Origin of the sequence: Streptomyces sp. NPDC055243, from assembly GCF_044544025.1 — a bacterium.
Taxonomy (GTDB): Bacteria; Actinomycetota; Actinomycetes; order Streptomycetales; family Streptomycetaceae; genus Streptomyces.
In genome coordinates, this window is sequence record NZ_JBITWR010000004.1 from 320,739 (window position 1) to 346,506 (window position 25,768).

The window sequence follows — 25,768 nt, forward strand, 5'->3', positions numbered from 1 at the left end:
GGCTCAGCGCCATAAGGTGTCAACCCTGTGGATAACTTCACGGACGCTGTGCCTGGCGCGCAGGCATGAGTACCGTTCCGGTGCGAAGCGGGCGGTAGAGAGCGGTAGAGAGCCGTGTGACGGGCGGGGCCTATGGGCGCACCCCCGTGCGGGATCGGGAATCGGGGCGGAATGGACGCGAACGACAACAACGCGAACGAGTCGCCGTCCCCACCCCTCAACGCCGTCCCCGCGCCCCCACTCCACAACGCCGCCGCCGCGCCCCCACCCGCGGACGCCGACGCCGTTGCCTCCGCCGCGCCGCCCCGCGCCGCCCCGCCGTCTCCCACCGCCCTTCCGCCCCCCGCCGCCCCGCCGCCCCCCGGCACCGCGTCCGCGTCCCCGCCCCGCGCCGGCATCGCCGCCCTCTCGCCGCGCTGTCAGGTCGTGGCCGCGCTCGCGCTGGCGCTCATCGCCGTCACGGCCTGCGTCCACGTCGGGATGCTCTTCCTGCACGTCGCCCCCGCGAACACCATGACCAAGCAGCACGGTCAGGCCGTCGACGACTGGATCTATCCCGAGTTCGAGCAGAACTGGAAGCTCTTCGCGCCCAACCCGATGCAGCAGAACATCGCGGTGCAGGCACGCGCCGAGATCCGTGGGGACGACGGAACGACCCGGACCACCGGCTGGTACGACCTCTCCGCGCGCGACGGCGCCGCCATCGACGGCAATCTGCTGCCCAGCCACACGCAGCAGAACGAACTGCGCAGGGCCTGGGACTTCTACGTCTCCGCGCACGACGCGCAGAATCGTCCCCGCGGCCTGCGCGGACAGCTCTCGGAGCGCTACATCCGCCGCATCGTCGTGATGCGCGTCGAGCGCGAGGAAGCCATGGGCGCAGGCGCCACCATCGAGCGCGTCCAGGTCCGCTCCAGGACCACGAACGTGCCCGCCCCCGAGTGGAGCGACGAGAAGGTCAGCACCAAACCGGTGCTCCGCCAACTGCCCTGGTGGTCGGTGACGCCCGACGACCTGCCCCTGGGCAAGGCTCGGAAGTCCGAGGGGGACGCCCGATGAACCGCTTCGGCCCCGCGCTCGGGCGCGGCATCGAACGGATCACCGCATCCGCTCTCGGCCCCCATCAGACCGCCGTGGTCCGCATCGGGTTCGCCGCCACCTGGCTGCTCTTCCTGCTGCGCGAACTCCCCAACCGCCATGAGCTGTACGGGCCCGACAGCCCGTGGAACTGGGACATGGCCCAGCAGCTCATCGCGGAGAACGACGCCTTCACGGCCCTGATGTGGTCCGACGGGCGCATCTGGTTCGAGGCCTTCTACGCGCTCGCCGTCCTGAGCAGCGTGCTGCTGATGCTCGGCTGGCGCACCCGCACGATGTCCGTGCTCTTCATGATCGGCGTGCTCTCGCTGCAGAACCGGTCCATCTTCATGGGCGACGGCGGCGACAACGTCATCCACCTCATGGCCACCTACCTGGTGTTCACGCGCTGCGGCCAGGTCTGGTCGCTCGACGCCCGGCGTGCGGCACGCGCGCGTGCGGCGACGGTCGGCCCAGGGCAGATGGCTCAGCCCGCCGACCGGGTCGGGCCCGTGCTGTGGTGGGTCCTCGGTCTCGGCCTGTCCGTGGTGACGTTCATGGGGGAGCTCAGCGGCGGCTGGCTGCTGGTCTTCTGGGGGCTGTGGCTGACGCACGGCCTGTGGTGGGCCGTCGGACGGCGCGCGCCCGACGGTGAGGCGCTCAAGCTGCTCGACGTCGTCGTGAAACTCGCGCACAACGCCGCACTGCTGGTCATCATGGTCGAGGCGTGTCTGATCTACGCGACGGCGGGCTGGTACAAGATCCAGGGCAGCCGCTGGCAGGACGGCACGGCCGTCTACTACCCGCTCCAGCTCGACTACTTCTCCCCCTGGCCCGTGCTCTCCGACCTGCTCACCTCGCACGGCCTCATGGTGATGCTGGTGACGTACGGGACGGTCGCCGTGCAGGTGGCCTTCCCCTTCACGCTCTTCAACCGGCGGGTCAAGAACGTCCTGCTGGCCGCCATGATCTTCGAGCACGCCGTCATCGCGGTCGTCCTCGGCCTGCCGTTCTTCTCGCTCGCGATGATCGCGGCCGACGCGGTGTTCCTGCCGACGTCGTTCCTGCGGCGCGTCGGAGGCTGGGCGGCACGCGCGCGTGGAGCGCTGTACTCGCGGTTCTCGCGCGGCGGTGCGGTGCCGGGGCAGCGCGGAGCGGACCAGGAACCGGCCTCGGAATCCACCGAGCACGCGCGCGTAGGCTTCCCCTCATGAACGGGACGTACCAGGGATGAGCAGGACGTACGCGGGATGAACGGGACGCACCGCCGACGTGATCCGGACGATGCCCTGCGTGCCTGGCGCGAGGTCGCCGACACGTCCGTGCTGCTCGACGGCTTCCACGCCGTCAAGCACGCGCTGCGCTTCGGAGCGACGATTCCCTCGGCGCTGGCCGTCGACAGGGCCGCCGTGCTGGCCCTGGCCGACGAGCTCGCACCGGACGTGAAGGACGCCCTCGACGCGCTCCTCGTCCAGGTCCCGGACGGCATCCTGCGCGCCCTTGTGCCGCGTCTGCATCCCACGGGGGTGGCCGCTCTCGCGGTCCGTCCTTCTCGTGCGGCCAACCTCGACGCGCTGGCCCACAGGCCCAGGACCGCGCCGGTCGTCGTCCTCGACGACCCCCGCAATCTGGGCAACGCCGGGGCCGTGATCCGGCTCGCCGCGGGGTTCGGGGCGACCGGGGTCGTCACGACCGGCACGCTCGACCCCTGGCACCCCACGGTCGTACGCGGTGGCGCGGGTCTGCACTTCGCCACGGCCGTCGAGCGGATGGACGTCTCCGAGCTGCCGCCGGGGCCGGTGTTCGCGCTCGACGCGGAGGGCGAGGACATCCGCGGCCTCAAGCTGCCGGACGACGCCGTGCTCGCGTTCGGGTCCGAGCGCAGCGGTCTGTCCGCGCGGTTGCGCGAGCGCGCCGACCACTTGGTGTCCCTGCCGATGCGGCCCCAGGTCTCCAGCTACAACCTGGCCACCAGCGTCGGGATGACGCTCTTCCACTGGTCGGCGGGCAGGCCCCCGGGCTCGGAGGCCTGAACCCGCCGCCGGATGTCAGGCGTCCCTGCGCACCTCCACCACGCGGAAGCGGTTGGCCACGAAAGCGCCGTCGCACAGGGCGGCGTTCGCAGCGGGGTTGCCGCCCGAGCCGTGGAAGTCCGAGAACGCCGCCGTCTGGTTCACATAGACGCCGCCCGTGAGGTTCAAGGAGAGCTGGGCGCATTCCTCCAGGCAGGTCTCCTCCACGGCCGCGGACACCTCGTCCGACGTGGTGTACGCGCCGACCGTCATCGCGCCCTTGTCGCGCACCGTGCGGCGCAGCAGCTCCACGGCGTCCGCGGAGGAGTCGACCGCGACGGCGAAGGAGACGGGGCCGAAGCACTCGTTCAGATAGACCGCCTCGGCGTCCGGCTTCGCGCCGTCCAGCTTGACGATGACCGGGGTGCGGACCACGGCGCCGGGGAACTCCGGGTTGCTGATCTCCCGTGAGGGCAGGGCCACCTCGCCGAGTCCGGCAGCGGCCTCCAGGCGGGACTGCACGTCCGGGTTGACCAGCGCGCCCAGGATGCCGTTCGCCCGGGCGTCGTCGCCGAGCAGGCCGTTCACCGAGGCGGCCAGGTCGGACACCACGTCGTCGAACGACTTCGCTCCGGCGTCCGTCGCGATGCCGTCCCGGGGGATCAGGAGGTTCTGCGGGGTCGTGCACATCTGGCCGCTGTACAGCGACAGGGAGAAGGCCAGGTTGGACAGCATTCCCTTGTAGTTGTCCGTCGAGTCCACGACGACCGTGTTCACGCCGGCCTTCTCCGTGTAGACCTGCGCCTGGCGGGCGTTGGCCTCCAGCCAGTCACCGAAGGCCGTCGACCCCGTGTAGTCGATGATCTTGATTTCGGGGCGGACGGCGAGGGTCTTGGCGATGCCCTCGTCCGGTCGCTCGGCGGCCAGGCACACCAGGTTCGGGTCGAAGCCCGCGTCGGCGAGGACCTCGCGCGCGATGCGCACCGTCAGCGCGAGCGGCAGCACCGCGCGCGGGTGGGGCTTGACCAGGACCGGGTTGCCGGTGGCCAGGGAGGCGAACAGGCCCGGATAGCCGTTCCACGTCGGGAACGTGTTGCAGCCGATCAGGAGCGCGATGCCGCGGCCGACGGGCGTGAAGCGCTTGTCCAGGGCGATCGGGTCGCGCTTGCCCTGGGGCTTGGACCACTCGGCGGCGTCAGGGGTGCGCGCCTGCTCGACGTACGCATACGCCACCGCTTCGAGGCCGCGGTCCTGGGCGTGCGGTCCGCCCGCCTGGAAGGCCATCATGAAGGCCTGGCCGCTGGTGTGCATCACCGCGTGCGCCAGCTCGTGCGTGCGCGCGCTGATGCGCGACAGGATCTCCAGACAGACCATCGCGCGCGCTTCCGCGCCCGCCTCGCGCCAGGCGCGCATTCCGGCGCGCATGGCGGGCAGCAGCGTGTCGATGTCCGGGTGGGGGTACGTGATGCCCAACTCAGGCCCGTACGGAGAGACTTCCGCGCCGGTCCAGTCGTCCGTGCCCGGCTGGTCGAGGTCGAAGCGGCTGCCCAGGAGGGCGTCGAAGGCGGCTTTGCCCTCGGGCAGGCTCAGGCTGCCGTTCTCTCCGTAGGCCTTGGGGTGCTCGGGGTGCGGCGACCAGTACGCGCGCGTGCGGATCGTCTCCAGCGCCTGGTCGAGTGTGGGCCGGTGCGTTTCGATCAGCTGGTGCGCGGTGAGTTCGGCGGCCATATCGGACCAACTCCTCGTCGAGCCGGCTCTTCGTCGAGCCGGCGAGCTGGGCAGGGCGGTGGGCAGGAACAGACGGACAGAGCTAGAGTAACCGAACGATCGGTCGGGACAAGGGGGTCCGCCGAACCTGTGGACAACTTCTCGCCGGGCACCCCGCACCCTCCGGCGGACACCTCGTGCGGGAGGATCGCGAGCATGACAGCACTCGAGCTCAGCAGCCCCGTTGCCGTGGTCGGCACCGGCACCATGGGGCAGGGCATCGCCCAGGTCGCCCTGCTGGCGGGCCACCCCGTGCGGCTGTACGACGCCGTGGAGGGCCAGGCGAAGACCGCGGCAGCCGCGATCGGCGCGCGCCTGGACCGGCTCGTCGAGAAGGGCAGGCTCACGACCGACGACCGGTCCGCCGCGGGAGACCGGCTCGCACCGGTCGAGAGCCTTGCCGGGCTCGCCGGGTGCGGACTCGTCATCGAGGCGATCCTGGAGCAACTGCCCGTCAAGCAGCGCCTCTTCGAAGAGCTGGAAGAGATCGTCGCCGCGGACTGTCTCCTCGCCACCAACACGTCCTCCCTCTCCGTCACCGCCATCGCGGGCACGCTCAAGAAGCCCGGCCGCTTCGTCGGCCTGCACTTCTTCAACCCCGCGCCGCTCCTGCCCCTCGTCGAGGTCGTCAGCGGCTTCGCGACCGACGAAACGGCCGCCACGCGCGCGTACGAGACGGCGCACACCTGGGGCAAGACGCCGGTGCGCAGCGCGGACACCCCCGGCTTCATCGTCAACCGGATCGCCCGCCCCTTCTACGCCGAGGCGCTGCGCCTCCACGAGGAACGGGCCGCCGACCCGGCCACCATCGACGCCGTCCTGCGCGAATGCGGCGGCTTCAAGATGGGCCCCTTCGAGCTCACCGACCTCATCGGGCAGGACGTCAACGAAGCCGTCACCCGCTCCGTGTGGGAGTCCTTCTTCCAGGACCCCAAGTTCACGCCGTCGCTCGCCCAGCGCCGCCTCGTCGAATCGCGCCGCCTGGGCCGCAAGTCGGGCCAGGGCTGGTACGCCTATGGGGACGACGCCCCGCGCGCGGAGCCGCACACGGCGGCGCCCGCACCGGCTCCGGCGTCCGTCGCGGTGCACGGGGAGCTGTTCCAGGCGCAGGCCCTGGTCGAGCTGATCGGCGCCGCCGGGATCGACGTCGCCCACGAGGACCCTCTCGACCCCGACTTTCCCGGCTGGATCGAACTCCCCAGCGGGGTGCGGCTCTTCCTGGCCGACGGTTCCCCCGCGGACGACGCCGAGGCGCCAGTGATCCACTTCGATCTCGCGCTGGACTACGGGTCCGCGACCAGGATCGCCCTGGCGCCCGCCGCGCGGGTGGGCGAGGACCAGCTCCACGAGGCCGTGGGCCTCTTCCAGGCGCTGGGCAAGCAGGTCAGTGTCGTCGCCGACGTCCCGGGGATGATCGTGGCCCGTACGGTCGCCATGCTCGTCGACTTCGCCCAGGACGCCGTCGCGCGCGGTGTCGCCGACAAGGACGACATCGACACGGCGATGCGCCTGGGCGTCAACTACCCGCGCGGACCGCTCGCGTGGGGCCAGGAGCTCGGCGCGTGGTGGGTCCTCGACACCCTGGAGCGCCTGCACCTGGAGTACCCCACCGGCCGCTACGCGCCCTCCCAGGCGCTGCGCCGCGCGGCAGCGCGAGAGGACCACTCATGAACACCACCAGGCGCGACACGTACACCCCGGAGACCCTCCTGACGGTGGCGGTCCGGATCTTCAACGAGCGCGGGTACGACGGCACGTCCATGGAGCACCTCTCCAAGGCGGCCGGCATCTCCAAGTCCTCGATCTACCACCACGTCTCGGGCAAGGAGGAGCTGCTGCGCCGCGCGGTGAGCCGTGCGCTCGACGGGCTCTTCGGGATTCTCGCCGAGGAGCACGCGCGCGTGGGCACCGCCGTGCAGCGCCTGGAGCACGTCACGCGCCGCACCGTCGAGGTGCTGATCGCCGAACTGCCCTATGTGACGCTGCTGCTGCGGGTGCGCGGCAACACCGACACCGAGCGGTGGGCCATGGAGCGGCGCAGGGAGTTCGACCAGCAGGTCGCCGATCTGCTCAAGGAGGCCGTCGCCGACGGCGACCTGCGCTCGGACGTCGAGCTGCGCCTGGCGACCCGGCTGCTCTTCGGGATGATCAACTCCATCGCGGAGTGGTACCGCCCGGACGCCCGTGGCGCCTCCTCGGGGCAGCAGGTCGCCGACGCCGTCGTCCAGATGGCCTTCGCGGGGCTGCGCAGCACCGGCTGACGGGTCAGCTCTCCGGATCCAGGTCGTCCTCCTCGAAGACCAGCAACGTACGCGTGCTGAGCACTTCGGGGATGGACTGAAGGCGGGTGAGGACCAGCTCCCGCAGGGCGCGGTTGTCCGGCGTGTGCACCAGGAGCAGTACGTCGAAGTCGCCGCTGACCAGCGCGATGTGAGAGGCGCCAGGCAGCGTGCGCAGATGCTCGCGGACCGTGCGCCAGGTGTTCTGGACGATCTTCAGCGTGATGTACGCGGATGCGCCCTGACCTGCCCGTTCGTGGTTGATGCGGGCGCCGAAGCCGCGTATCACGCCGTCGTCGATGAGCCGGTTGATGCGTGCGTACGCGTTGGCCCGTGACACATGGACGCGCTCGGCCACGGAACGTATCGACGCGCGACCGTCCGTGTGCAGGATGTGCAGGATGTCGCGGTCGATCGGGTCCAGCGGGCGGGGCAGGCCCTCCTGGCGGTCGCCGGACCGGCTTTCCGGACGATCACCGTCACGCCCGTCGGCCATTCGTTCAGATGCCATGTCCCCCCGCCTCCCTACCATGGACGTACTGCATCCATCCCAGGCTGTGGAGAACCGTTTGTCCACAGCCTGGAGGTGCCTGTAGCCAAAATGTGCCGACGACCGAACAATCGGTAGGTGAGGCGCCTCACATTGCCGCGCCTCTTTTGCCGCTCCCACGAGGAGACCGCTTCCACATGGAGGTGCCGACATGACGGTCATGGAGCAGCGGGGCGTCTACCGGCCCACCCCGCCACCCGCATGGCAGCTCAGGACCGACCCCGCGCCGCTGCTGCCCGACGCGGAGCCGTACCGCGTCCTGGGCACGGAGGCCGCCGGCAAGGCCGACGAGGACCTCCTGGGCCGCCTGTACGCCCAGCTGGTGCGCGGACGGCGGTACAACACGCAGGCGACGGCCCTGACGAAGCAGGGCAGGCTCGCCGTCTACCCGTCGAGCACCGGCCAGGAGGCGTGCGAGGTGGCCGCCGCGCTGGTCCTGGAGGAGCGCGACTGGCTCTTCCCCAGCTACCGCGACACGCTCGCCGCGGTCGCCCGCGGCCTCGACCCTGTCCAGGCACTGACCCTGCTGCGCGGCGACTGGCACACCGGGTACGACCCGCGCGAGCACCGCATAGCGCCCCTGTGCACCCCCCTGGCGACCCAGCTCCCGCACGCCGTGGGCCTCGCGCACGCCGCCCGCCTGAAGGGCGACGACGTGGTCGCGCTCGCCATGGTCGGCGACGGCGGCACCAGCGAGGGCGACTTCCACGAGGCGCTGAACTTCGCGGCCGTCTGGCAGGCACCCGTCGTCTTCCTGGTGCAGAACAACGGCTTCGCGATCTCCGTGCCCCTCGACAAGCAGACGGCCGCCCCCTCCCTGGCCCACAAGGCCGTCGGGTACGGAATGCCGGGACGCCTGGTGGACGGGAACGACGCGGCGGCGATGCACGAGGTGCTCAGCGACGCGGTGTCCCGCGCACGCGCGGGCGGCGGCCCCACGCTCGTCGAAGCGGTGACGTACCGCATGGAAGCCCATACGAACGCCGATGACGCCACGCGCTACCGCGGGGACGCCGAGGTCGAGGCCTGGCGCGAGCACGACCCGATCCTGCTCCTGGAGCGGGAGTTGACCGAGCGCGGCCTCCTCGACGAGGACCGCAGGCAGTCGGCCCGGGACGACGCCGAGGCCATGGCGGCCGACCTGCGCGCACGCATGAACCAGGACCCCGAGCTGAACCCCATGGACCTGTTCAGCCATGTGTACGCCGAGCAGACCACCCAACTGCGCGAGCAGGCCGCACAGTTGCGGGCCGAGCTCGAGGCAGCGGAAGAAGACGGCACGGCCGGCCCGGTCGGCGCGGACGGCGAGGAGAACGCGCGATGAGTACGGTCGCGGCCGAACGGGCCACCACGAAGACAGCCAAACCGGCCACCATGGCGCAGGCGCTCGGGCGCGCGCTGCGCGACTCCCTGGCCGAGGACCCGTCCGTGCACGTCCTAGGAGAGGACGTCGGGGCGCTCGGCGGAGTCTTCCGCGTCACCGACGGACTCACCAAGGAGTTCGGCGAGGACCGCTGTACGGACACACCGCTCGCCGAGGCGGGCATCCTGGGGACGGCCGTCGGCATGGCGATGTACGGGCTGCGGCCGGTCGTCGAGATGCAGTTCGACGCCTTCGCCTACCCCGCCTTCGAGCAGCTGATCTCCCACGTGGCGCGGATGCGCAACCGCACGCGGGGCGCGATGCCGATGCCCATCACGGTACGCGTGCCCTACGGCGGCGGCATCGGCGGCGTCGAGCACCACAGCGACTCCTCCGAGGCCTACTACATGGCGACTCCGGGGCTCCATGTCGTCACACCCGCCACGGTCGCCGACGCCTACGGCCTGCTGCGGGCCTCCATCGCATCCGACGACCCGGTCGTCTTCCTGGAGCCCAAGCGCCTCTACTGGTCCAAGGCCGACTGGAACCCGGACGCGCCGCAGGCCGTTGAACCCATAGGCAAGGCGGTGGTGCGGCGCACCGGCCGCAGCGCCACGCTCCTCACGTACGGCCCGTCCCTGCCCGTCTGCATGGAGGCCGCTGAGGCGGCGGTCGCCGAGGGCTGGGACCTCGAAGTGGTCGATCTGCGCTCCCTGGTGCCCTTCGACGACGAGACGGTGGCCGCTTCCGTGCGGCGGACCGGGCGCGCGGTCGTCGTGCACGAGTCGGGCGGGTTCGGCGGCCCCGGTGGGGAGATCGCCGCTCGCGTCACCGAGCGGTGCTTCCATCACCTGGAGGCGCCGGTCCTGCGCGTCGCCGGATTCGACATTCCCTATCCGCCGCCGATGCTCGAGCGGCATCATCTGCCGGGAGTGGACCGGATCCTGGACGCGGTCGCGCGGTTGCAGTGGGAGGCGGACAGCTGATGGCGCAGGTGCTCGAGTTCAAGCTGCCCGATCTCGGCGAGGGGCTCACGGAGGCGGGGATCACCCGCTGGCTCGTGGAGGTCGGCGATGTCGTCGCCGTCGACCAGCTCGTCGTCGAGGTGGAGACGGCCAAGGCGCTGGTGGAGGTGCCCTGCCCGTACGGAGGCGTGGTGACGGCCCGCTTCGGTGAGGAGGGGTCGGAACTGCCGGTGGGCGCACCGCTGTTGACGGTCGCCGTCGGCGCCCCGGACGGGAACCCGGCTCCGGCCTCGGCCCCGGCTCCGGAAGAGCCGGCGGAGCGGGCCCTGCAGGCGGCAGCCGCCGAGGAGTCGTCCGGCAACGTGCTGGTCGGGTACGGCACGGCTGCGGCGCCCGCGCGGCGCAGGAGGGTGCGTTCGGCGGGGCCCGTCACGCAGCCCGCCCCGAAGCCTGCCGCACAGCCGGTGCCGGTGCCGCACGCCGTGCCTCAGCCTGCGGCACAGAAGCCCGCCGGGTCGTCCGGGGCCTCGGGTTCGGGCGGCGCATTGCCGCACACGGACGGTCCGATACCGGTGATCTCACCCCTCGTGCGCAAGCTGGCGCGGGAGAACGGCGTGGAGCTGCGGGCGCTGACGGGCACGGGTCCTGACGGGTTGATCACGCGGGCCGACGTGGAGAGCGCCATCGCGGCGCAGCGGCCGGCCGCGCACGAGCCCACACTCACGCCCACACTCACGCCTACGCCTACGCCCACGGCCACGCACGCGCCCACGCCGGTCGGAGCGGTCAGCGGGGAGCCGCGCGATGCGGGGGCGGAGGTCCGCTATCCGCTGACCGGCATCAGGGGCCTCGTCGCGGACAAGATGTCCCGCAGCAGGCGGGAGATACCGGAAGCCACCTGTTGGGTGGACGCCGACGCGACGGAACTGCTCGCGGCGCGCGCCGCGATGAACGCCGCAGTGAAGGAGGGCGAGGGGCAGAAGATCTCGCTGCTCGCGCTGTTCGCCCGCATCAGCGTGGCCGCACTGGCCCGCTACCCGATGCTCAACTCCACGGTGGACATGGAGGCGCGCGAGGTGGTCCGGCTCGCCGACGTCCACCTCGGGTTCGCCGCGCAGACCGAGCGCGGTCTGGTGGTCCCCGTGGTCCGGAACGCGAACACGCGGACCACCGACTCGGTCAACGGCGAGCTGATCCGGCTCACGGAGTCGGCGCGGGACGGAAAGCTGACGCCGGCGGAACTGACGGGCGGCACGTTCACGTTGAACAACTACGGGGTGTTCGGGGTCGACGGCTCCACGCCGATCATCAATCACCCCGAGGCGGCCATGCTCGGCGTCGGCCGGATCGTGCCCAAGCCGTGGGTGCACCAGGGGGAGTTGGCGGTGCGGCACGTCGTGCAGCTCTCGCTCACCTTCGACCACCGGGTGTGCGACGGAGGCACGGCGGGCGGGTTCCTGCGGTTCGTGGCGGACTGCGTGGAGCAGCCGGCGGTGTTGCTGCGGGCGGTGTGAGGAGGCTCCGGGCAGAGGGTCGAGCCATGGCGCGGTGATGTGAGTCCTCGTACAGAGGGGCGGGAGCTCCGTACAGAGGGGTGGCATTGATCCTTCGTACGCCCATACTCGGGGGATGACCGCGCAGAGGGCCCCGGACGGCGCCGTGTCCGCCGCCACGAACGCAGCCCCGACCGACTCCACGAACGCAGCCCCGACCGACTCCACGAACGCAGCCCCGACCGATGTCCCGCACGCCACGCCGCGGGACGCCCCGCACGCCACCCCGTCCGACGCCCCCTGCGCCACGTCGTACGACGCCGTGGTGCTCGCGGGCGGCGGCGCGAGGCGGCTCGGCGGCGCGGACAAACCAGGGGTGCGGGTGGGCGGCCGGGCGCTGCTCGACCGGGTGCTCGGCGCGTGTTCCGGCGCGGGTACGACCGTGGTGGTGGCCGCGCCCCGCCCGACCGCGCGCCCCGTGGTGTGGGCGCGCGAGGAACCCGCGGGGGCGGGGCCGCTCGCCGCGCTCGACGCGGGGCTGCGGTGCACGGGGGCGGAGCAGGTGGTGGTGCTCTCCGCCGATCTGCCGTTCCTGGAGGAGCGCACCGTCCGGGGCCTTCTCGCCGCGCTGCGGGAGAGCGGCGCGGACGGCGCCGTGCTGAAGGACTCCGACGGCCGGGACCAGCCGCTGGTCGCGGCCTACCGCAGCGCGTCGCTCAAGCGCGAGATCGCCCTGCTCACCGCCGAGCACGACGATCTGACGGGGCTTCCGCTGCGGTCGCTCACCGCGCGGCTCGCACTCACCCGGGTCGCGGATCCCGTAGCGTCCTTCGACTGCGACACCTGGGACGACATCGCGGCCGCTCGGGCCCGTATCAGGGAGCATGGGCACGTGTTGGATGAATGGATTTCCGCAGTCAAGGACGAACTGGGCATCGAGCTCGACGTCGACACCGGCTTGCTGCTCGACCTCGCCCGCGACGCCGCACATGGCGTGGCCAGGCCTGCGGCTCCGCTGACCACCTTCCTGGTGGGGTACGCGGCGGCGCGGGCCGCGGAGGGCGGTGGGCCCGAAGCGGTGGCCGAGGCGGCCCGCAAGGCGGCGGCGCTTGCCACGCGGTGGGCGGAGGAGGGCGTCTCCGAAACGGCACCCGGCGGAAAGCCGGGTGCGGTCCCTGACGCCTCTGCCGCCCCCGACCCGGGGCAGGGTGTGGTTCCCGACGCCTCTGCCGCCCCCGACCCGGGGCAGGCCGCGCGGGACGACATGCGGCCGGATGCCGGATGAGTGGGCAGCCCGCGCCGGACGCCGAGCTCGACGAGGCTCTCGCCCTGGTGAACGACGACCATGGCCGCAGGACCGGCAGGCGCGCCGACGGTGAGCCCGCGGGGGGCGACCCTCGGAGCGCGGCGGCCGCCTCGGGCGGCGGGGAGCACGAAGCCGTGCCCCAGCCGCCGTCCGCGCCCGCGGCACCCCCCGCCCCTGCGGCGGCACCGGCTCCCCGCAAGCAGGGCGCGACGCCGAGCGGTCACACCCCCGCGAGCGGGCACCCTGCCCCCGGCAGCAGCGGCGGCGGCCTCGGCAGCGGCGGCCCCAGCAGCCACGGCACCCCGACCGCCCCCGGCACCCCGACCGCCCCCGGCACCCCGACCGCCCCCGGAACCCCGACCGCTCCCGGCACCCCGACCGCTCCCGGCACTCGCACCCCAGCCGCCCCCGGCAACCCCACTCCCAACCCCACCCCCACCAAGCACCGCAACATCACCCCCTGGCCCGCCGCGCGCAACCTCGCCGCTCGCGCCCCCCGGCCGGTCCCCACCGCCTCCGCTCCCGCCGCCGTCCCCCTGGGGCAGGCGCTCGGTCTCGTTCTTGCCGCGCCCCTCGTCGCCCTCACCGACCTCCCCTCCTTCGACACCTCCGCGATGGACGGCTGGGTCGTCGCGGGCCCCGGGCCCTGGGACGTGCGGGCCGACGGGATTCTCGCCGGGCACGGGCAGCCGGAGCCGCTCGCCGACGGGGAAGCCGTGCGGATCGCGACCGGGGCGCGGATTCCGCGGGAGGCCACCGCCGTCATCCGCAGCGAGCACGGCCTCACCGACGACAAGGGACGACTGCACCCCCGGCGCGACGTCACGCAGGGGCAGGACATCCGGCCGCGCGGCCAGGAGTGCCGGTCCGGCGATCAACTCCTGCCGCCCGGCGCCCTGGTGACCGCGGCGGTCCTTGGCCTCGCGGCAGCAGCCGGTTACGACGAGCTGCAGGTGGTCCCACGGCCCAGGGCCGAAGTGCTGATCCTGGGCGATGAGTTGCTGACCGAGGGGCTCCCCCACGAGGGCCTCATCCGTGACGCGCTCGGGCCGATGCTGCCGCCCTGGCTGCGCTCACTCGGCGCGGAGGTCATCGCCGTACGCAGGCTCGGTGACGATGCCGAGGCGCTCCACCAGGCCATCACCACCTCCGCCGCCGACCTCGTCGTGACCACCGGCGGCACCGCGTCCGGACCGGTCGACCACGTCCACCCGATCCTGCGCCGCATCGGCGCCGAACTGCTCGTGGACGGCGTCGCGGTGCGCCCCGGGCACCCCATGCTGCTCGCGCGCATCCGCCCCGACCAGCACCTCGTCGGCCTGCCCGGCAATCCGCTCGCCGCCGTCTCCGGCCTGCTGACCCTGGCCGAGCCCCTGCTGCGTACGCTCTCTGGGCGCCCCGCGATGCCGCCGTACACCGCTGTGCTGCGCGAGGACGTGCACGGGCACCCGCACGACACCCGTCTCGTCCCCGTCACCCTCCGCGGCGACCAGGCGGTGCCGCTGCACTACAACGGCCCGGCGATGCTGCGGGGGATCGCGGTGGCCGACGGGCTCGCGGTCGTCCCGCCGGGTGGCGGGCGTCAGGGCCAGGAGCTGGAGGTCCTCGACCTCCCGTGGGCCCTCTCGGAAACCGGCATGGACACCGGCACGGCAACAGGCACGGCAACAGGCATGGAAACCGGCACGGGAGCAGGCACGGAAACAGACATGGCATCAGGCACTGGGGCGGGCACAGCCACAGCCACGGGCACAGGTACGGCCACAGCCACGGGCACAGGTACGGCCACCGCCACGGGCACAGGCACAGCCGGGGAGTGTTTCACGTGAAACTTCCCGGCCACGACGCCATCGCCCGCAACCCCGACGAACACCTCGTCACCCACCGGATCAAACTGCCGCGCCGGGTCGTCGAGCGCCCCCTGCTGCAGGTCGGCAAGCGGCTCCTGATGGCGCTCGCGGTGCTCGCCCTGACGACCTTCATCGTCTGGATCGACCGCGACGGCTACCACGACAACTCGGACAACGGCCTCGACTTCCTCGACGCCGCCTACTACTCCACCGTCACGCTCTCCACCACCGGCTACGGCGACATCGTCCCGTACAGCGACAGCGCGCGGCTCTGCAACATTCTCCTGATCACGCCGCTGCGCGTGCTCTTCCTGATCATTCTGGTCGGTACCACCCTTGAAGTACTCACGGAACGTACGCGCGAGGAATGGCGTCTGAACCGCTGGAGGTCCAACTTGCGTGAACACACCGTCGTCGTCGGCTTCGGCACGAAGGGCCGCTCCGCGATCCAGACCGTCTGTGCGACCGGTCTGAAGCCCGAGCAGATCGTGGTGGTCGACCCGAGCGCGAAGGTCGTCGACGCCGCCACGGCGGAGGGCTACGCGGGCGTCATCGGCGATGCCACGCGCAGCGACGTGCTGCTCCGCGCCGAGGTGCAGCGCGCCCGGCAGATCATCATCGCGACCCAGCGCGACGACACCGCCGTCCTGGTCACGCTGACCGCCCGGCAGATGAACCGCGGGGCGAAGATCGTGGCCGCGGTGCGCGAGGAGGAGAACGCGCCGCTGCTGCGCCAGTCCGGCGCCGACGCGGTGATCACCAGCGCCAGTGCGGCGGGACGGCTGCTCGGCCTCTCCGTGCTCAGCCCCAGCGCGGGCATGGTCATGGAGGATCTGATCCAGCAGGGCAGCGGGCTCGACCTCGTCGAGCGGCCGGTGATAAAGGCCGAGGTGGGCCTCGGCGTCCGCGAGACGGACGACCTCGTGGTCAGCGTCGTACGCGGGCACCGAGTGCTCGGGTACGACGATCCTGCCGTGGGGAAGCTGCAGTTGATGGACCGGCTGATCACCATCGTGCGGGCGACGACGACCTCGCCGATGGCGCCCGACACCCGGTCGACTCCGCCACGTGGCGGTCTGCGGACGTAGTCGAACCGCCTGGAATCCGCAGGGAGTAGCCTCGCCCGCATGCATGCGATCACGATCCCCGAAGCCGGTGGACCCGAAGCGCTCGTGTGGGCCGAGGTCCCCGATCCCGTACCCGGCGAGGGTGAGGTGCTGGTCGACGTCGTGGCCAGCGCCGTGAACCGCGCCGACCTGCTCCAGCGCCAGGGCTTCTACAACCCGCCGCCCGGCTCGTCCCCCTATCCGGGGCTCGAGTGCGCGGGCCGCGTCACCGACATCGGTCCGGGCGTCTCCGGATGGCAGATCGGCGACGAGGTGTGCGCGCTGCTCGCCGGCGGCGGCTACGCCGAGCAGGTCGTCGTCCCCGCCGGGCAGCTGCTGCCCGTGCCCGAGGGCGTCGACCTCGTCACGGCGGCAGCGCTGCCCGAGGTGACCTCGACGGTCTGGTCCAACGTCTTCATGATTTCCCACCTGCGGCCCGGCGAGACGTTCCTCGTGCACGGCGGCTCCAGCGGCATCGGCACCATGGCGATCCAGCTGGCGAAGGCCGTCGGCGCCAGGGTGGCGGTCACGGCGGGCACCAAGGAGAAGCTCGACTTCTGCGGGGAGCTCGGCGCGGACATCCTCATCAACTACCGCGAGCAGGACTTCGTCGAGGAGATCAAGAAGGCAACGGACGGCGCGGGCGCGGACGTCATCCTCGACAACATGGGCGCCAAGTACCTGGACCGGAACGTGCAGTCCCTGGCGACCAACGGCCGTCTCGCGATCATCGGCATGCAGGGCGGAGTCAAGGGCGAGCTGAACATCGCCACGCTCCTGAACAAGCGGGCCGCCGTCACCGCGACCTCGCTGCGCGGCCGTCCCGCCAAGGAGAAGGCGTCGATCGTCGCGGCGGTGCGCGAGCACGTGTGGCCGCTGATCGCCGCGGGCCAAGTGCGCCCGATCGTCGACCGGACGGTGCCGATGAACGACGCGGCGACCGCCCATCGCGTACTGGAGGAGAGCTCGCACATCGGGAAGGTGCTGCTCGTCCGCTAGGGCCCGGGAAGGACCCGCCCGCTCTGGGGAGGGGCCCGCCCGCTCTGGGGAGGGGCCCGCCCGCTCTGGGGAGGGGCCCACCCGCTCTGGGGAGGGGCCCATCCGCTCTCGGGCGGGGCCCATCCGCTCTCGGGCGGGGCCCACCGCCACCGGGTCACCAAGACGGTCGAGATGCCGGAGTTGTGTCACTGTGTGACGCTTGATGCAGCTTCAGTGATCTTTCCTGATCTTGGCGACCCGGTAGCGGGAGGGGGTCAGCGCGATGACTCCATGGCTTCGCCCTTTGTTGATTCTGACGGTGCTCCTGGCCGTCTCATCTGCCTCACCCGTCTCACCCCGTTCCCTCGTCCCGACCTCGTACGCCGTTGACCCCTCCCCCGGCGAGACCCGCGCCGGCAGCGTCCCCGGCGACGGCCGGGCCCGGCCGGGGCGCGCGGATTCACAGCCGCCACCGCCACAGCCGCCGCCACCACCGCCCGCGTCCCCCTCCGCGTCCGTACCGGCCCGTAGTACGCCGAAGCCGCCCCCCGTCGAGCTGGCCGACAGACAGCCCGCCACCAGGACCACGGCGTCCCACGCCACCCGGCGGACCGCCTCCGAGCCCGCCGTGCCGGGCCTGCGCGTCCTGCCGCTCGGCAGCGGCCTGGTCCTCATCGGCCTCGGTGTCGCGTTCTTCGCCGTACGACTGCGCCGCGGCTGACACGACCGCTGACACGACCGCTGACACGACCGCTGGCACGACCGCTGACGCGCATGCCGACACGACCGGCCCCCTCGTACACGGTGGATCAGCGGCAAATGGGGGCACCACCGATGTGTGACGTACGCGTGCGAGAGAATGGCGGCATGGAGATGCCGAGGAACGAACGGTCGCCGGAGAGCCCCCAGGTCCTGGTTGTCGGACAGGACGGAATGGCGCTCGGCGGAGGCGGAGACGACGACTCCCGCGAGGTCCCGGTGACGGAGATGGTCGAACAGCCGGCGAAGGTGATGCGCATCGGCAGCATGATCAAGCAGCTGCTCGAGGAGGTGCGCGCGGCTCCTCTCGACGAGGCGAGCCGGGTGCGGCTCAAGGAGATCCACGCAAGTTCGGTCAAGGAGCTCGAGGACGGTCTCGCCCCCGAGCTCGTCGAGGAACTGGAGCGCCTCTCCCTGCCCTTCACCGACGAGGGAGTGCCCAGCGACGCCGAACTGCGCATCGCGCAGGCCCAGCTCGTGGGCTGGCTGGAGGGACTCTTCCACGGGATCCAGACGACCCTCTTCGCGCAGCAGATGGCGGCGCGGGCACAGCTCGAATCGATGCGGCGCGCGTTGCCGCCCGGTGTGGGCGGTGGCGAGGAGGACGAGGACGGCGGTATCGCGGGACGGACCGGAGGGCCCTACCTCTAAGACCTCTGAGACCTCTGAGGCTTCTGAGACCTCTGACAGCTCTAAGACCTCTGAGATCTCTGAGCGGTCACCGAGAGAACGCGAAGGGCCCGGTCACCAAGTGACCGGGCCCTTCGCGTCAGGTGCTGACTCGGATGCCGCGACCGCTCAGGCCGGGTTGCCCGTGGAGATGGTGATCTCGATGTCCACGTCGTCCGGGTCGACGTCGGAACCCTCCTTGGGGGACTGCGACATGACGGTGTCCTCCCCGTAGGTGTTCTCGTCCGTCGTGCGCTTGTCGTACTGCCAGCCCGCCGCCTGAAGGCACTTCTGCACGGACTTCCAGTCCCTGAACGTGAAGTCGGGGACCTTGATCTTGTCCTCGTCGTTGTACGCCGTGTCGGGCTCGGTGCACTCTTCGGTCTCGATCGTCTTCGTCCGGTCCGGACCGCGATGTCCCGCCACCGGCGCCGCGCTCGATTCCTTCTCCTTGGGGTCCTTGTCCCCGTCGTCGCCGCTCAGCGACACCGCCGCGATCACGCCGCCGATGGCGAGCAGCGCGACGACGATCGAGCCGACGACCACCGGCATGTTCCGCTTGCCACCGCCCGAACCGCCCGAACCGGAGCCGCCGCCCTGCCCGTGCACCGACGTCTGCGCCTGCTGCGGCGAGAGCATGTACGGCGGCGGGGTCTGCGAGGCCTGCGGGGCGTACGCGTTCGTGGGCGCCGGGGTCGGGTAGCCACCCTGCTGCGGGTAGCCGTAGCCCGGGGTGACGGGGCCCGGGGTCGGCGTGGCCGGGCCGTAGGGACCCGGCTGGTACGGCGTCTGGACGCCGCCCTGCTGCGGGAGCGAGGAGTCGACCGGCGGGAAGACCGCCGCGCCGACGCCCGCGCCGCTCGCGGTCTGGGCGCCCGGCACGATGCTCGGGGCGGCCGCCTGGAAGGACTGGGCGACGCGCAGGCACTCGTCGCGCATCGCCTCGGCGGTCGGGAAACGCTCGTTCGGGTTCTTCTTCAGCGCGCGGGCGACGATCGCGTCGACCGCCGGCGGCAGGGAGCGGTTGATCGAGGACGGAGCGACCGGCTCCTCCTGGACGTGCGCGTACGCGATGGCCAGCGGCGAGTCCGCCTCGAAGGGCAGCCGCCCGGTGGTCAGCTGGAACAGCATGATGCCGACGGAGTACAGGTCGGACCGGGCGTCCACGCCGCGGCCAAGTGCCTGCTCCGGCGAGAGGTACTGGGGGGTGCCGACGACCATGCCGGTCTGCGTCATGGAGGTGACGCCGGACTGCATGGCGCGGGCGATGCCGAAGTCCATGACCTTGACGACGTTGCGCTTCGTCATCATCACGTTGCCGGGCTTGATGTCGCGGTGGACCAGGCCCATCTCGTGGCTGATCTCGAGAGCGGCGAGCACATCGGCGGTGATCTTCAGCGCCTGGTCGGACGGCATCGCGCCGAACTGGGCGACGGACGCGTCGAGGACGGAGCCGAGCGGCTTGCCCTCCACGTACTCCATGACGATGTACGGCATCGTCGCGCCGTCGAGCTCGTCCTCGCCGGTGTCGAAGACCGAGACGATGTTCGTGTGCGTGAGCTTGGCCACCGACTGGGCCTCGCGGCGGAAGCGCTCGCGGAAGGACTGCTCGCGTCCGAGTTCGGTGTGGAGCGTCTTGATAGCGACTTGACGGTCGAGCACGGAGTCGTACGCCAGGTGCACGGAGGCCATGCCGCCTTCACCGAGAAGATCGCGCAGCTGGTACCGGCCACCGGCCAGCGAGCGCCCCGCATACCGTCCCTGTGCGCCGTCCTGGCTGCTCATGTCGTGCGTCCCCCATCGGCGCGGTGTGCCGGACGGCTCCGCGATCGGTGATCGATTCCCGCTATTCCTGGCCAAGTCTGCCCGAGGGCAGTGACACGTCAAGCTCGATGCCCGTTCCGTGACCGTACGCGCAAGAAGCGTCTCGGAAGCGTTACAAGTTTGCGCGTGAGGGCGCCCGGCGGGTTTGATGTCCGGTCCACCTCGAACCGCCGCGCCGCGCGGAGGCTGTAGCGTGGCCCGGCGGGGATCCCCCAGTACCACCAAGCACCACGACCAGAAACGACGGCGAGGACTGATGGCACAGACGCAGCGCGCTCAGGGCCCGTCCGACCCCGAGGCGACTGGCGGCGGTATGTCAGACGCCCCGGAGTTGTGGGGTAATGGCGGGCTTGTAGGGGATGGCCGATATCGGCTGACCCACAGACTCGGCCGTGGCGGCATGGCCGAGGTGTTCGCGGCCGAGGACGTACGTCTCGGCCGTACGGTCGCCGTCAAGCTCCTGCGCTCCGATCTCGCGGAGGACCCGGTCTCCAAGGCCCGCTTCACACGCGAGGCCCAGTCGGTGGCGGGGCTCAACCACCACGCGGTGGTGGCGGTCTACGACTCCGGCGAGGACGTCGTCGGGCCGAGTGTCGTCCCGTACATCGTCATGGAGATCGTCGAGGGCCGGACGATCCGCGACCTGCTGCTCAACGCGGAGGCGCCGGGTCCCGAGCAGGCCCTGATCATCGTCTCCGGGGTGCTCGAGGCGCTCGCGTACTCGCACCAGCACGGCATCGTGCACCGCGACATCAAGCCCGCGAACGTGATCATCACCGACACCGGCGCGGTGAAGGTGATGGACTTCGGCATCGCCCGCGCCCTGCACGGCGCGCAGTCGACGATGACCCAGACCGGCATGGTCATGGGCACGCCCCAGTACCTTTCCCCGGAGCAGGCGCTCGGCAAGGCCGTCGACCACCGTTCCGACCTGTACGCGACCGGCTGTCTGCTCTACGAACTTCTCGCGCTGCGGCCCCCGTTCACCGGTGAGACGCCGCTCTCCGTGGTCTACCAGCACGTCCAGGACATCCCCGTGCCGCCGTCCGAGACCTCGGACGCGTCGCCGCCGGAGCTGGACGGCCTCGTCATGCGGTCGCTCGCCAAGGACCCGGACGACCGGTTCCAGACCGCCGAGGAGATGCGCGGTCTGGTCCAGTACGGGCTGCAGATGCTGCACGAGCAGGGCAGCCACACCGGGACCTGGAACACCGGACCCGTCGACGTCGCGGGCATGCACGCGGGCGGCAACACCCCGGCGATGGGCGTCGCGGGCACCTCCGCGATGCAGCACCCGGGCGACTCCGGCACCGCGCAGATCCCGGGCGCCATGCTGCGTCCGCCGGGCGGCGACGACGGCGGCTTCGAGGGCGGTCACCGCGACGGCAACGGCAAGGGCCGGGGCAAGATGTGGATTCTCGCGGTGCTCGCGGTCATCGCGATCGCCGTGGGTGTCGCGTTCGCGCTGTCGGCGAACGGCGACAAGCAGAAGGAGAAGGAAGGCCCGACGAAGGCGCCGACCAAGCAGTCCGAGACGAAGAAGCCGAGCAAGAGCTCGGACGAGGAGACCTCGGACGAGGACACCACGGTGCCCGGCGACGGCTCCGGCGGCCAGGGCGAGTACACGCCTTCGGCGCCGCCCACCACCGACTACGACCCGACGCCCACCGAGAGCCAGCCGACCGAGCCGACGAACGAGCCGACGGACGAGCCGACCGAGCCGACGGACGAGCCGACGACGCCCACCGACGACCCCAGCACTCCGACCAGCGAGGACCCGCCGGTGACGAACGGCGGCACCGGCGATGTCGCCGGCGGCGAGGGCGACGGCTGAGCAGGGGCGAGCACCCCGTAGAACAGCCTGTCAGCGAGACGCACGCGCGCGTGGAGCCCGAAAGGGCGCCACGCGCGCGTGCGTCTGCGTCTGTGTATGCGTCTGCGGTGTACGGGCTCTAGAAGGTGCGCTGGAGCTGGCGCTGCCGCCCGCCCTGGAGCGTGTGCACCGTGGCCAGCTGCGGCTCTATGCGCATGTAGACCGGGTCGTAGAGCTCGCCGTCCACGTAGTGCGGGCCGGGGCCGAAGAGCTGCAGCTCGTCGTTGGTCGGTTCGATCGCCTCGCAGAGGCCGACGAACTGGACGGTCCACTGCCCCGTCTGCGCGGTCTCGGCGCTGAGGTTGTCCGCCCCGTAGGCGACGACACTGCCGAGGCAGGCCTGGTGGTAGCCGTATCCCTTGTGCATCCGCAGCAGGATGCGCCCGTCCACGACGACGTGGCGGGCAGCGGCGAGGAAGGGCAGCGCGCGCATGCTGGTCGCGACCCGGCCGTAGTCGGTGCGGCCGAGCAGTTCGAAGGCGAGCCGTTCGTCCTGATCCTGAGCGTCGGAAGGCATGCGTCCACCCTCTGGCACCGGCGGGGGGCCGGGGAAGGGGATCTCGCCCCTGGGGGACGGGGACGTAAGTCCCGTTTCAGGACACGAACCGTGACGGAGCGTGGCCGACCACCAACGACCGACCACCAACCACCAACCGCCGACCACCAACCGCCGACCGTGACGGCTCAGTGCTGCTGTTCCGCCTGCATGCGTGCCACGTACGCGGCCGCCTGCGAGCGTCGCTCCATGCCGAGCTTGGAGAGCAGGCTGGAGACGTAATTCTTGATCGTCTTTTCGGCGAGGTGCAGCCGTTCGCCGATCACCCGGTTGGTCAGGCCCTCGCCGATCAGGTCGAGGATCTTCCGTTCCTGATCCGTGAGGTTCGACAGACGGTCGTCGCCCTTGGGGGTGTTTCCGTCGCGCAGCCGCTCCAGGACCCGGGCCGTGGCGACGGGGTCGAGCAGGGACTTTCCCGCTGCCACATCACGGACGGCGGAGAGCAGTTCATTGCCGCGAATGGCCTTCAGGACATAGCCGGAGGCGCCCGCCATGATCGCGTCGAAGAGGGCCTCGTCGTCCGCGAACGAGGTGAGCATCAGGCATTTGATGTCCTCGTTCTGCGAACGGATCTCGCGGCACACCTCGACGCCGCTGCCGTCCGGGAGCCGCACGTCGAGCACGGCCACGTCCGGCCGGGTCGCAGGGATCCTGACCAGGGCGTCTGCCGCCGTTCCCGCTTCGCCGACGACCTCGATATCGGACTCCACGGAGAGCAGCTCATGGACTCCACGGCGCACCACTTCATGGTCGTCGAGGAGAAATACCGTAATTTTTCCGTCTTCGCGCACGGAGCCAGTCTCACACACGATCTCTCGCAGTGCCTGAGCTGAACTCTTCCCGTGCGCGGGGTGGCCGGGATAACGTGCCGGTGTTCCGGCCCCCTGCCAGGCTGTGATCAGTGCTGTGACCAGGAACTGTTCCCGACTTTCTGGATTTACTCGGTAATCCAAGCAGTCAGATACTTGGAAATCCAAGCAAATTCGCAGGTCAGATGGGGTTTCACAGAATTGGGAAGCACTGGGTAACGTGCATTGTGCAGGGCGCTCGCCGGGGCACCTGTCACGCCTGTTCCCGGCCGAGTCGCACCCACCCCGTGCGCGGGCACGGATCAGGCGAGCCGCACTGGCTTACCCGGTAATCCCGGGGGCCGGACCGACGGAGGAGCACACGTGACCGTGGAGAGCACCGCCGCGCGCACACCGCGCCGCAGCAGTACCAGCGGCGGCAAGCGCGCAAGCGCCAAGAAGGCCGCGCCGAAGAAGAGCACGGAACCCCAGCTGATCCAGCTGCTGACCCCTGAGGGCAAGCGGGTCAAGAACGCCGAGTACGACGCGTACGTCGCGGACATCACCGCCGACGAGATGCGCGCCCTGTACCGCGACATGGTTCTCACCCGCCGCTTCGACGCCGAGGCCACCTCCCTGCAGCGCCAGGGCGAGCTGGGCCTGTGGGCCTCGCTCCTCGGCCAGGAGGCCGCCCAGATCGGCTCGGGCCGCGCCACCCGCGACGACGACTACGTCTTCCCGACCTACCGCGAGCACGGCGTCGCCTGGTGCCGCGGGGTCGACCCCACGAACCTGCTCGGCATGTTCCGCGGCGTGAACAACGGCGGCTGGGACCCGAACACCAACAACTTCCACCTGTACACGATCGTCATCGGCTCGCAGACGCTGCACGCGACCGGGTACGCGATGGGCGTGACCAAGGACGGCGCGGACTCGGCCGTGATCGCGTACTTCGGGGACGGTGCCTCCAGCCAGGGCGACGTCGCCGAGGCCTTCACCTTCTCCGCGGTCTACAACGCTCCCGTCGTGTTCTTCTGCCAGAACAACCAGTGGGCGATCTCCGAGCCCACCGAGAAGCAGACCCGCGTGCCGCTCTACCAGCGCGCGCAGGGCTTCGGCTTCCCGGGCGTGCGGGTCGACGGCAACGACGTGCTCGCCGTGCTCGCCGTCACCAAGTGGGCGCTGGAGCGGGCGCGTACGGGCGAGGGCCCGGCGCTCATCGAGGCGTTCACCTACCGCATGGGCGCGCACACCACCTCCGACGACCCGACGAAGTACCGCAACGACGACGAGCGCGAGGCCTGGGAGGCCAAGGACCCGATCCTGCGCCTGCGGACCTATCTCGAGGCCGAAGGTCACGCGGATGAGGGATTCTTCGCGGAACTCGAGGCGGAGAGCGAAGCGTTGGGAAAGCGAGTGCGAGAGGTGGTGCGGGCCATGCCGGATCCGGACCTGATGGCGATCTTCGAGAACGCGTATGCGGACGGGCATGCGCTGGTCGACGAGGAGCGCGCGCAGTTCGAGGCCTACCAGGCGTCGTTCGCGGTCGAGGGCGGTAAGTGACCATGGGCGTACAGAAACTTCCCCTTGCCAAAGCGATCAACGAATCGCTGCGCACGGCGCTGGACACCGACCCCAAGGTCCTCATCATGGGCGAGGACGTCGGCAAGCTCGGCGGCGTCTTCCGGGTGACGGACGGGCTCCAGAAGGACTTCGGCGAGGACCGTGTCATCGACACCCCGCTCGCCGAGTCCGGCATCGTCGGCACGGCCATCGGCCTGGCCCTTCGGGGCTACCGCCCGGTGGTGGAGATCCAGTTCGACGGCTTCGTCTTCCCGGCGTACGACCAGATCGTCACGCAGCTCGCGAAGATGCACGCCCGCGCGCTCGGCAAGATCAAGATGCCGGTCGTCATCCGCATTCCGTACGGCGGCGGCATCGGCGCGGTCGAGCACCACAGCGAGTCGCCCGAGGCGCTGTTCGCGCACGTGGCCGGTCTCAAGGTCGTCTCGCCGTCGAACTCCTCGGACGCCTACTGGATGATGCAGCAGGCCATCCAGAGCGACGACCCGGTGATCTTCTTCGAGCCGAAGCGGCGCTACTGGGACAAGAGCGAGGTCGACACGGACGCCATCCCGGCGCCCCTGCACAAGGCCCGGGTCGCCCGCGAGGGCACGGACCTGACCCTCGTCGCGTACGGCCCGATGGTGAAGGTCTGTCTGGAGGCCGCGGCGGCCGCCGCCGAAGAGGGCAAGTCCCTTGAGGTGGTGGACCTGCGCTCCATGTCGCCGATGGACTTCGACGCCGTGCAGGCCTCGGTCGAGAAGACGCGCCGGCTGGTCGTGGTCCACGAGGCCCCGGTCTTCCTCGGCACGGGCGCGGAGATCGCGGCCCGCATCACCGAGCGGTGCTTCTACCACCTCGAGGCTCCCGTGCTGCGGGTCGGCGGCTTCCACGCGCCGTATCCGCCGGCGCGGTTGGAAGAGGAGTACCTGCCGGGCCTCGACCGGGTGCTCGACACTGTCGACCGCTCGCTGGCGTACTGAGGGAGAG

Annotated in this window: 22 protein-coding genes; 17 read left to right on the forward strand and 5 right to left on the reverse strand. The window is 71.1% G+C overall.

The genetic code is table 11. The annotated features are described in order from the left end of the window. Positions 1–171 precede the first annotated feature (171 nt). The 3 genes from ACIGXX_RS14320 to ACIGXX_RS14330 are packed head-to-tail and all read left to right on the forward strand — an operon-like array spanning position 172 to position 3,110. Positions 172–1,059, forward strand: coding sequence for a DUF5819 family protein (locus ACIGXX_RS14320; protein WP_399975615.1), 888 nt, complete (start codon positions 172–174; stop codon positions 1,057–1,059). Continuing rightward, positions 1,056–2,291 (forward strand): HTTM domain-containing protein, encoded by a 1,236-nt coding sequence (locus ACIGXX_RS14325; RefSeq protein WP_399975618.1) that lies wholly within the window; start codon positions 1,056–1,058, stop codon positions 2,289–2,291. Before ACIGXX_RS14320 ends, ACIGXX_RS14325 begins: the two co-directional genes overlap by 4 nt. Before the next feature lie 36 nt (positions 2,292–2,327). After that, positions 2,328–3,110: an RNA methyltransferase gene (locus ACIGXX_RS14330; protein ID WP_361466544.1), complete on the forward strand. Its 783-nt coding sequence runs from the start codon at positions 2,328–2,330 to the stop codon at positions 3,108–3,110. Positions 3,111–3,125: 15 nt separating this feature from the next. Here the strand turns inward: ACIGXX_RS14330 and paaN are convergent, their stop codons facing one another. After that, a complete protein-coding gene (gene paaN / locus ACIGXX_RS14335) occupies positions 3,126–4,817 on the reverse strand; it encodes a phenylacetic acid degradation protein PaaN (RefSeq protein WP_399975621.1) in 1,692 nt (563 codons plus the stop codon). Between the two features lie 195 nt (positions 4,818–5,012). Here paaN and ACIGXX_RS14340 point away from each other — a divergent pair, with 195 nt between their 5' ends. Both ACIGXX_RS14340 and ACIGXX_RS14345 read left to right on the forward strand, forming a co-directional pair. After that, positions 5,013–6,527, forward strand: coding sequence for a 3-hydroxyacyl-CoA dehydrogenase (locus tag ACIGXX_RS14340; protein ID WP_399975624.1), 1,515 nt, complete (start codon positions 5,013–5,015; stop codon positions 6,525–6,527). Next, positions 6,524–7,117: a TetR/AcrR family transcriptional regulator gene (locus ACIGXX_RS14345; protein ID WP_351168939.1), complete on the forward strand. Its 594-nt coding sequence runs from the start codon at positions 6,524–6,526 to the stop codon at positions 7,115–7,117. The genes ACIGXX_RS14340 and ACIGXX_RS14345 overlap by 4 nt, the downstream gene beginning before the upstream one ends. Positions 7,118–7,121: 4 nt before the next feature. Here ACIGXX_RS14345 and ACIGXX_RS14350 read toward each other — a convergent pair whose 3' ends face one another. Then, the gene (locus ACIGXX_RS14350) at positions 7,122–7,631 is read right to left on the reverse strand and encodes an Lrp/AsnC family transcriptional regulator (protein ID WP_351169241.1); all 510 of its coding nucleotides are present in this window, start codon (positions 7,629–7,631) and stop codon (positions 7,122–7,124) included. Between the two features lie 205 nt (positions 7,632–7,836). On the opposite strand from ACIGXX_RS14350, the gene pdhA (ACIGXX_RS14355) reads away from it, so the two are divergent. From pdhA (ACIGXX_RS14355) to ACIGXX_RS14395, 9 genes are all read left to right on the forward strand, one after another. After that, positions 7,837–9,009 carry a pyruvate dehydrogenase (acetyl-transferring) E1 component subunit alpha gene (pdhA, locus tag ACIGXX_RS14355; protein WP_399975628.1) on the forward strand — a complete coding sequence of 391 codons (1,173 nt, stop codon included), beginning with the start codon at positions 7,837–7,839 and terminating at the stop codon, positions 9,007–9,009. Continuing rightward, entirely contained in the window at positions 9,006–10,034 is a 1,029-nt protein-coding gene (locus tag ACIGXX_RS14360; RefSeq protein ID WP_351168935.1) for an alpha-ketoacid dehydrogenase subunit beta, read from the forward strand. Before pdhA (ACIGXX_RS14355) ends, ACIGXX_RS14360 begins: the two co-directional genes overlap by 4 nt. Beyond that, a complete protein-coding gene (locus tag ACIGXX_RS14365) occupies positions 10,034–11,527 on the forward strand; it encodes a dihydrolipoamide acetyltransferase family protein (protein WP_399975631.1) in 1,494 nt (497 codons plus the stop codon). The genes ACIGXX_RS14360 and ACIGXX_RS14365 overlap by 1 nt, the downstream gene beginning before the upstream one ends. Before the next feature lie 304 nt (positions 11,528–11,831). After that, entirely contained in the window at positions 11,832–12,791 is a 960-nt protein-coding gene (locus tag ACIGXX_RS14370; protein WP_399976000.1) for an NTP transferase domain-containing protein, read from the forward strand. Then, a complete protein-coding gene (locus ACIGXX_RS14375) occupies positions 12,788–14,641 on the forward strand; it encodes a molybdopterin-binding protein (protein WP_399975634.1) in 1,854 nt (617 codons plus the stop codon). Before ACIGXX_RS14370 ends, ACIGXX_RS14375 begins: the two co-directional genes overlap by 4 nt. Further along, positions 14,629–15,750, forward strand: a complete 1,122-nt coding sequence (locus ACIGXX_RS14380; RefSeq protein ID WP_351168929.1) for a potassium channel family protein — start codon at positions 14,629–14,631, stop codon at positions 15,748–15,750. The genes ACIGXX_RS14375 and ACIGXX_RS14380 overlap by 13 nt, the downstream gene beginning before the upstream one ends. A 39-nt stretch (positions 15,751–15,789) precedes the next feature. Next, the gene (locus ACIGXX_RS14385; RefSeq protein WP_366461931.1) at positions 15,790–16,767 is read left to right on the forward strand and encodes an NAD(P)H-quinone oxidoreductase; all 978 of its coding nucleotides are present in this window, start codon (positions 15,790–15,792) and stop codon (positions 16,765–16,767) included. A gap of 283 nt (positions 16,768–17,050) precedes the next feature. Further along, on the forward strand, positions 17,051–17,467 hold the full coding sequence (locus ACIGXX_RS14390; RefSeq protein ID WP_351167212.1) for a hypothetical protein: 417 nt from the start codon (positions 17,051–17,053) through the stop codon (positions 17,465–17,467). Positions 17,468–17,613: 146 nt separating this feature from the next. Continuing rightward, positions 17,614–18,156 (forward strand): bacterial proteasome activator family protein, encoded by a 543-nt coding sequence (locus ACIGXX_RS14395; RefSeq protein WP_351167210.1) that lies wholly within the window; start codon positions 17,614–17,616, stop codon positions 18,154–18,156. A 147-nt stretch (positions 18,157–18,303) separates the two neighbouring features. Here ACIGXX_RS14395 and ACIGXX_RS14400 read toward each other — a convergent pair whose 3' ends face one another. Continuing rightward, positions 18,304–19,959, reverse strand: coding sequence for a protein kinase (locus tag ACIGXX_RS14400; protein ID WP_351167208.1), 1,656 nt, complete (start codon positions 19,957–19,959; stop codon positions 18,304–18,306). 295 nt (positions 19,960–20,254) lie between these two features. Between ACIGXX_RS14400 and ACIGXX_RS14405 the strand changes: the two genes are divergently transcribed. Further along, the gene (locus ACIGXX_RS14405) at positions 20,255–21,832 is read left to right on the forward strand and encodes a protein kinase (protein ID WP_351167206.1); all 1,578 of its coding nucleotides are present in this window, start codon (positions 20,255–20,257) and stop codon (positions 21,830–21,832) included. A gap of 118 nt (positions 21,833–21,950) precedes the next feature. On the opposite strand, the gene ACIGXX_RS14410 is transcribed toward ACIGXX_RS14405, so the two are convergent. Further along, positions 21,951–22,388 carry a pyridoxamine 5'-phosphate oxidase family protein gene (locus ACIGXX_RS14410; RefSeq protein ID WP_351167204.1) on the reverse strand — a complete coding sequence of 146 codons (438 nt, stop codon included), beginning with the start codon at positions 22,386–22,388 and terminating at the stop codon, positions 21,951–21,953. Between the two features lie 167 nt (positions 22,389–22,555). Beyond that, positions 22,556–23,218, reverse strand: a complete 663-nt coding sequence (locus tag ACIGXX_RS14415) for a response regulator transcription factor (protein WP_160506163.1) — start codon at positions 23,216–23,218, stop codon at positions 22,556–22,558. A gap of 381 nt (positions 23,219–23,599) precedes the next feature. On the opposite strand from ACIGXX_RS14415, the gene pdhA (ACIGXX_RS14420) reads away from it, so the two are divergent. Then, a complete protein-coding gene (gene pdhA / locus ACIGXX_RS14420; protein WP_351167201.1) occupies positions 23,600–24,778 on the forward strand; it encodes a pyruvate dehydrogenase (acetyl-transferring) E1 component subunit alpha in 1,179 nt (392 codons plus the stop codon). Positions 24,779–24,780: 2 nt separating this feature from the next. Continuing rightward, positions 24,781–25,761 (forward strand): alpha-ketoacid dehydrogenase subunit beta, encoded by a 981-nt coding sequence (locus ACIGXX_RS14425; protein ID WP_351167199.1) that lies wholly within the window; start codon positions 24,781–24,783, stop codon positions 25,759–25,761. The last annotated feature ends 7 nt before the right edge of the window (positions 25,762–25,768 follow it).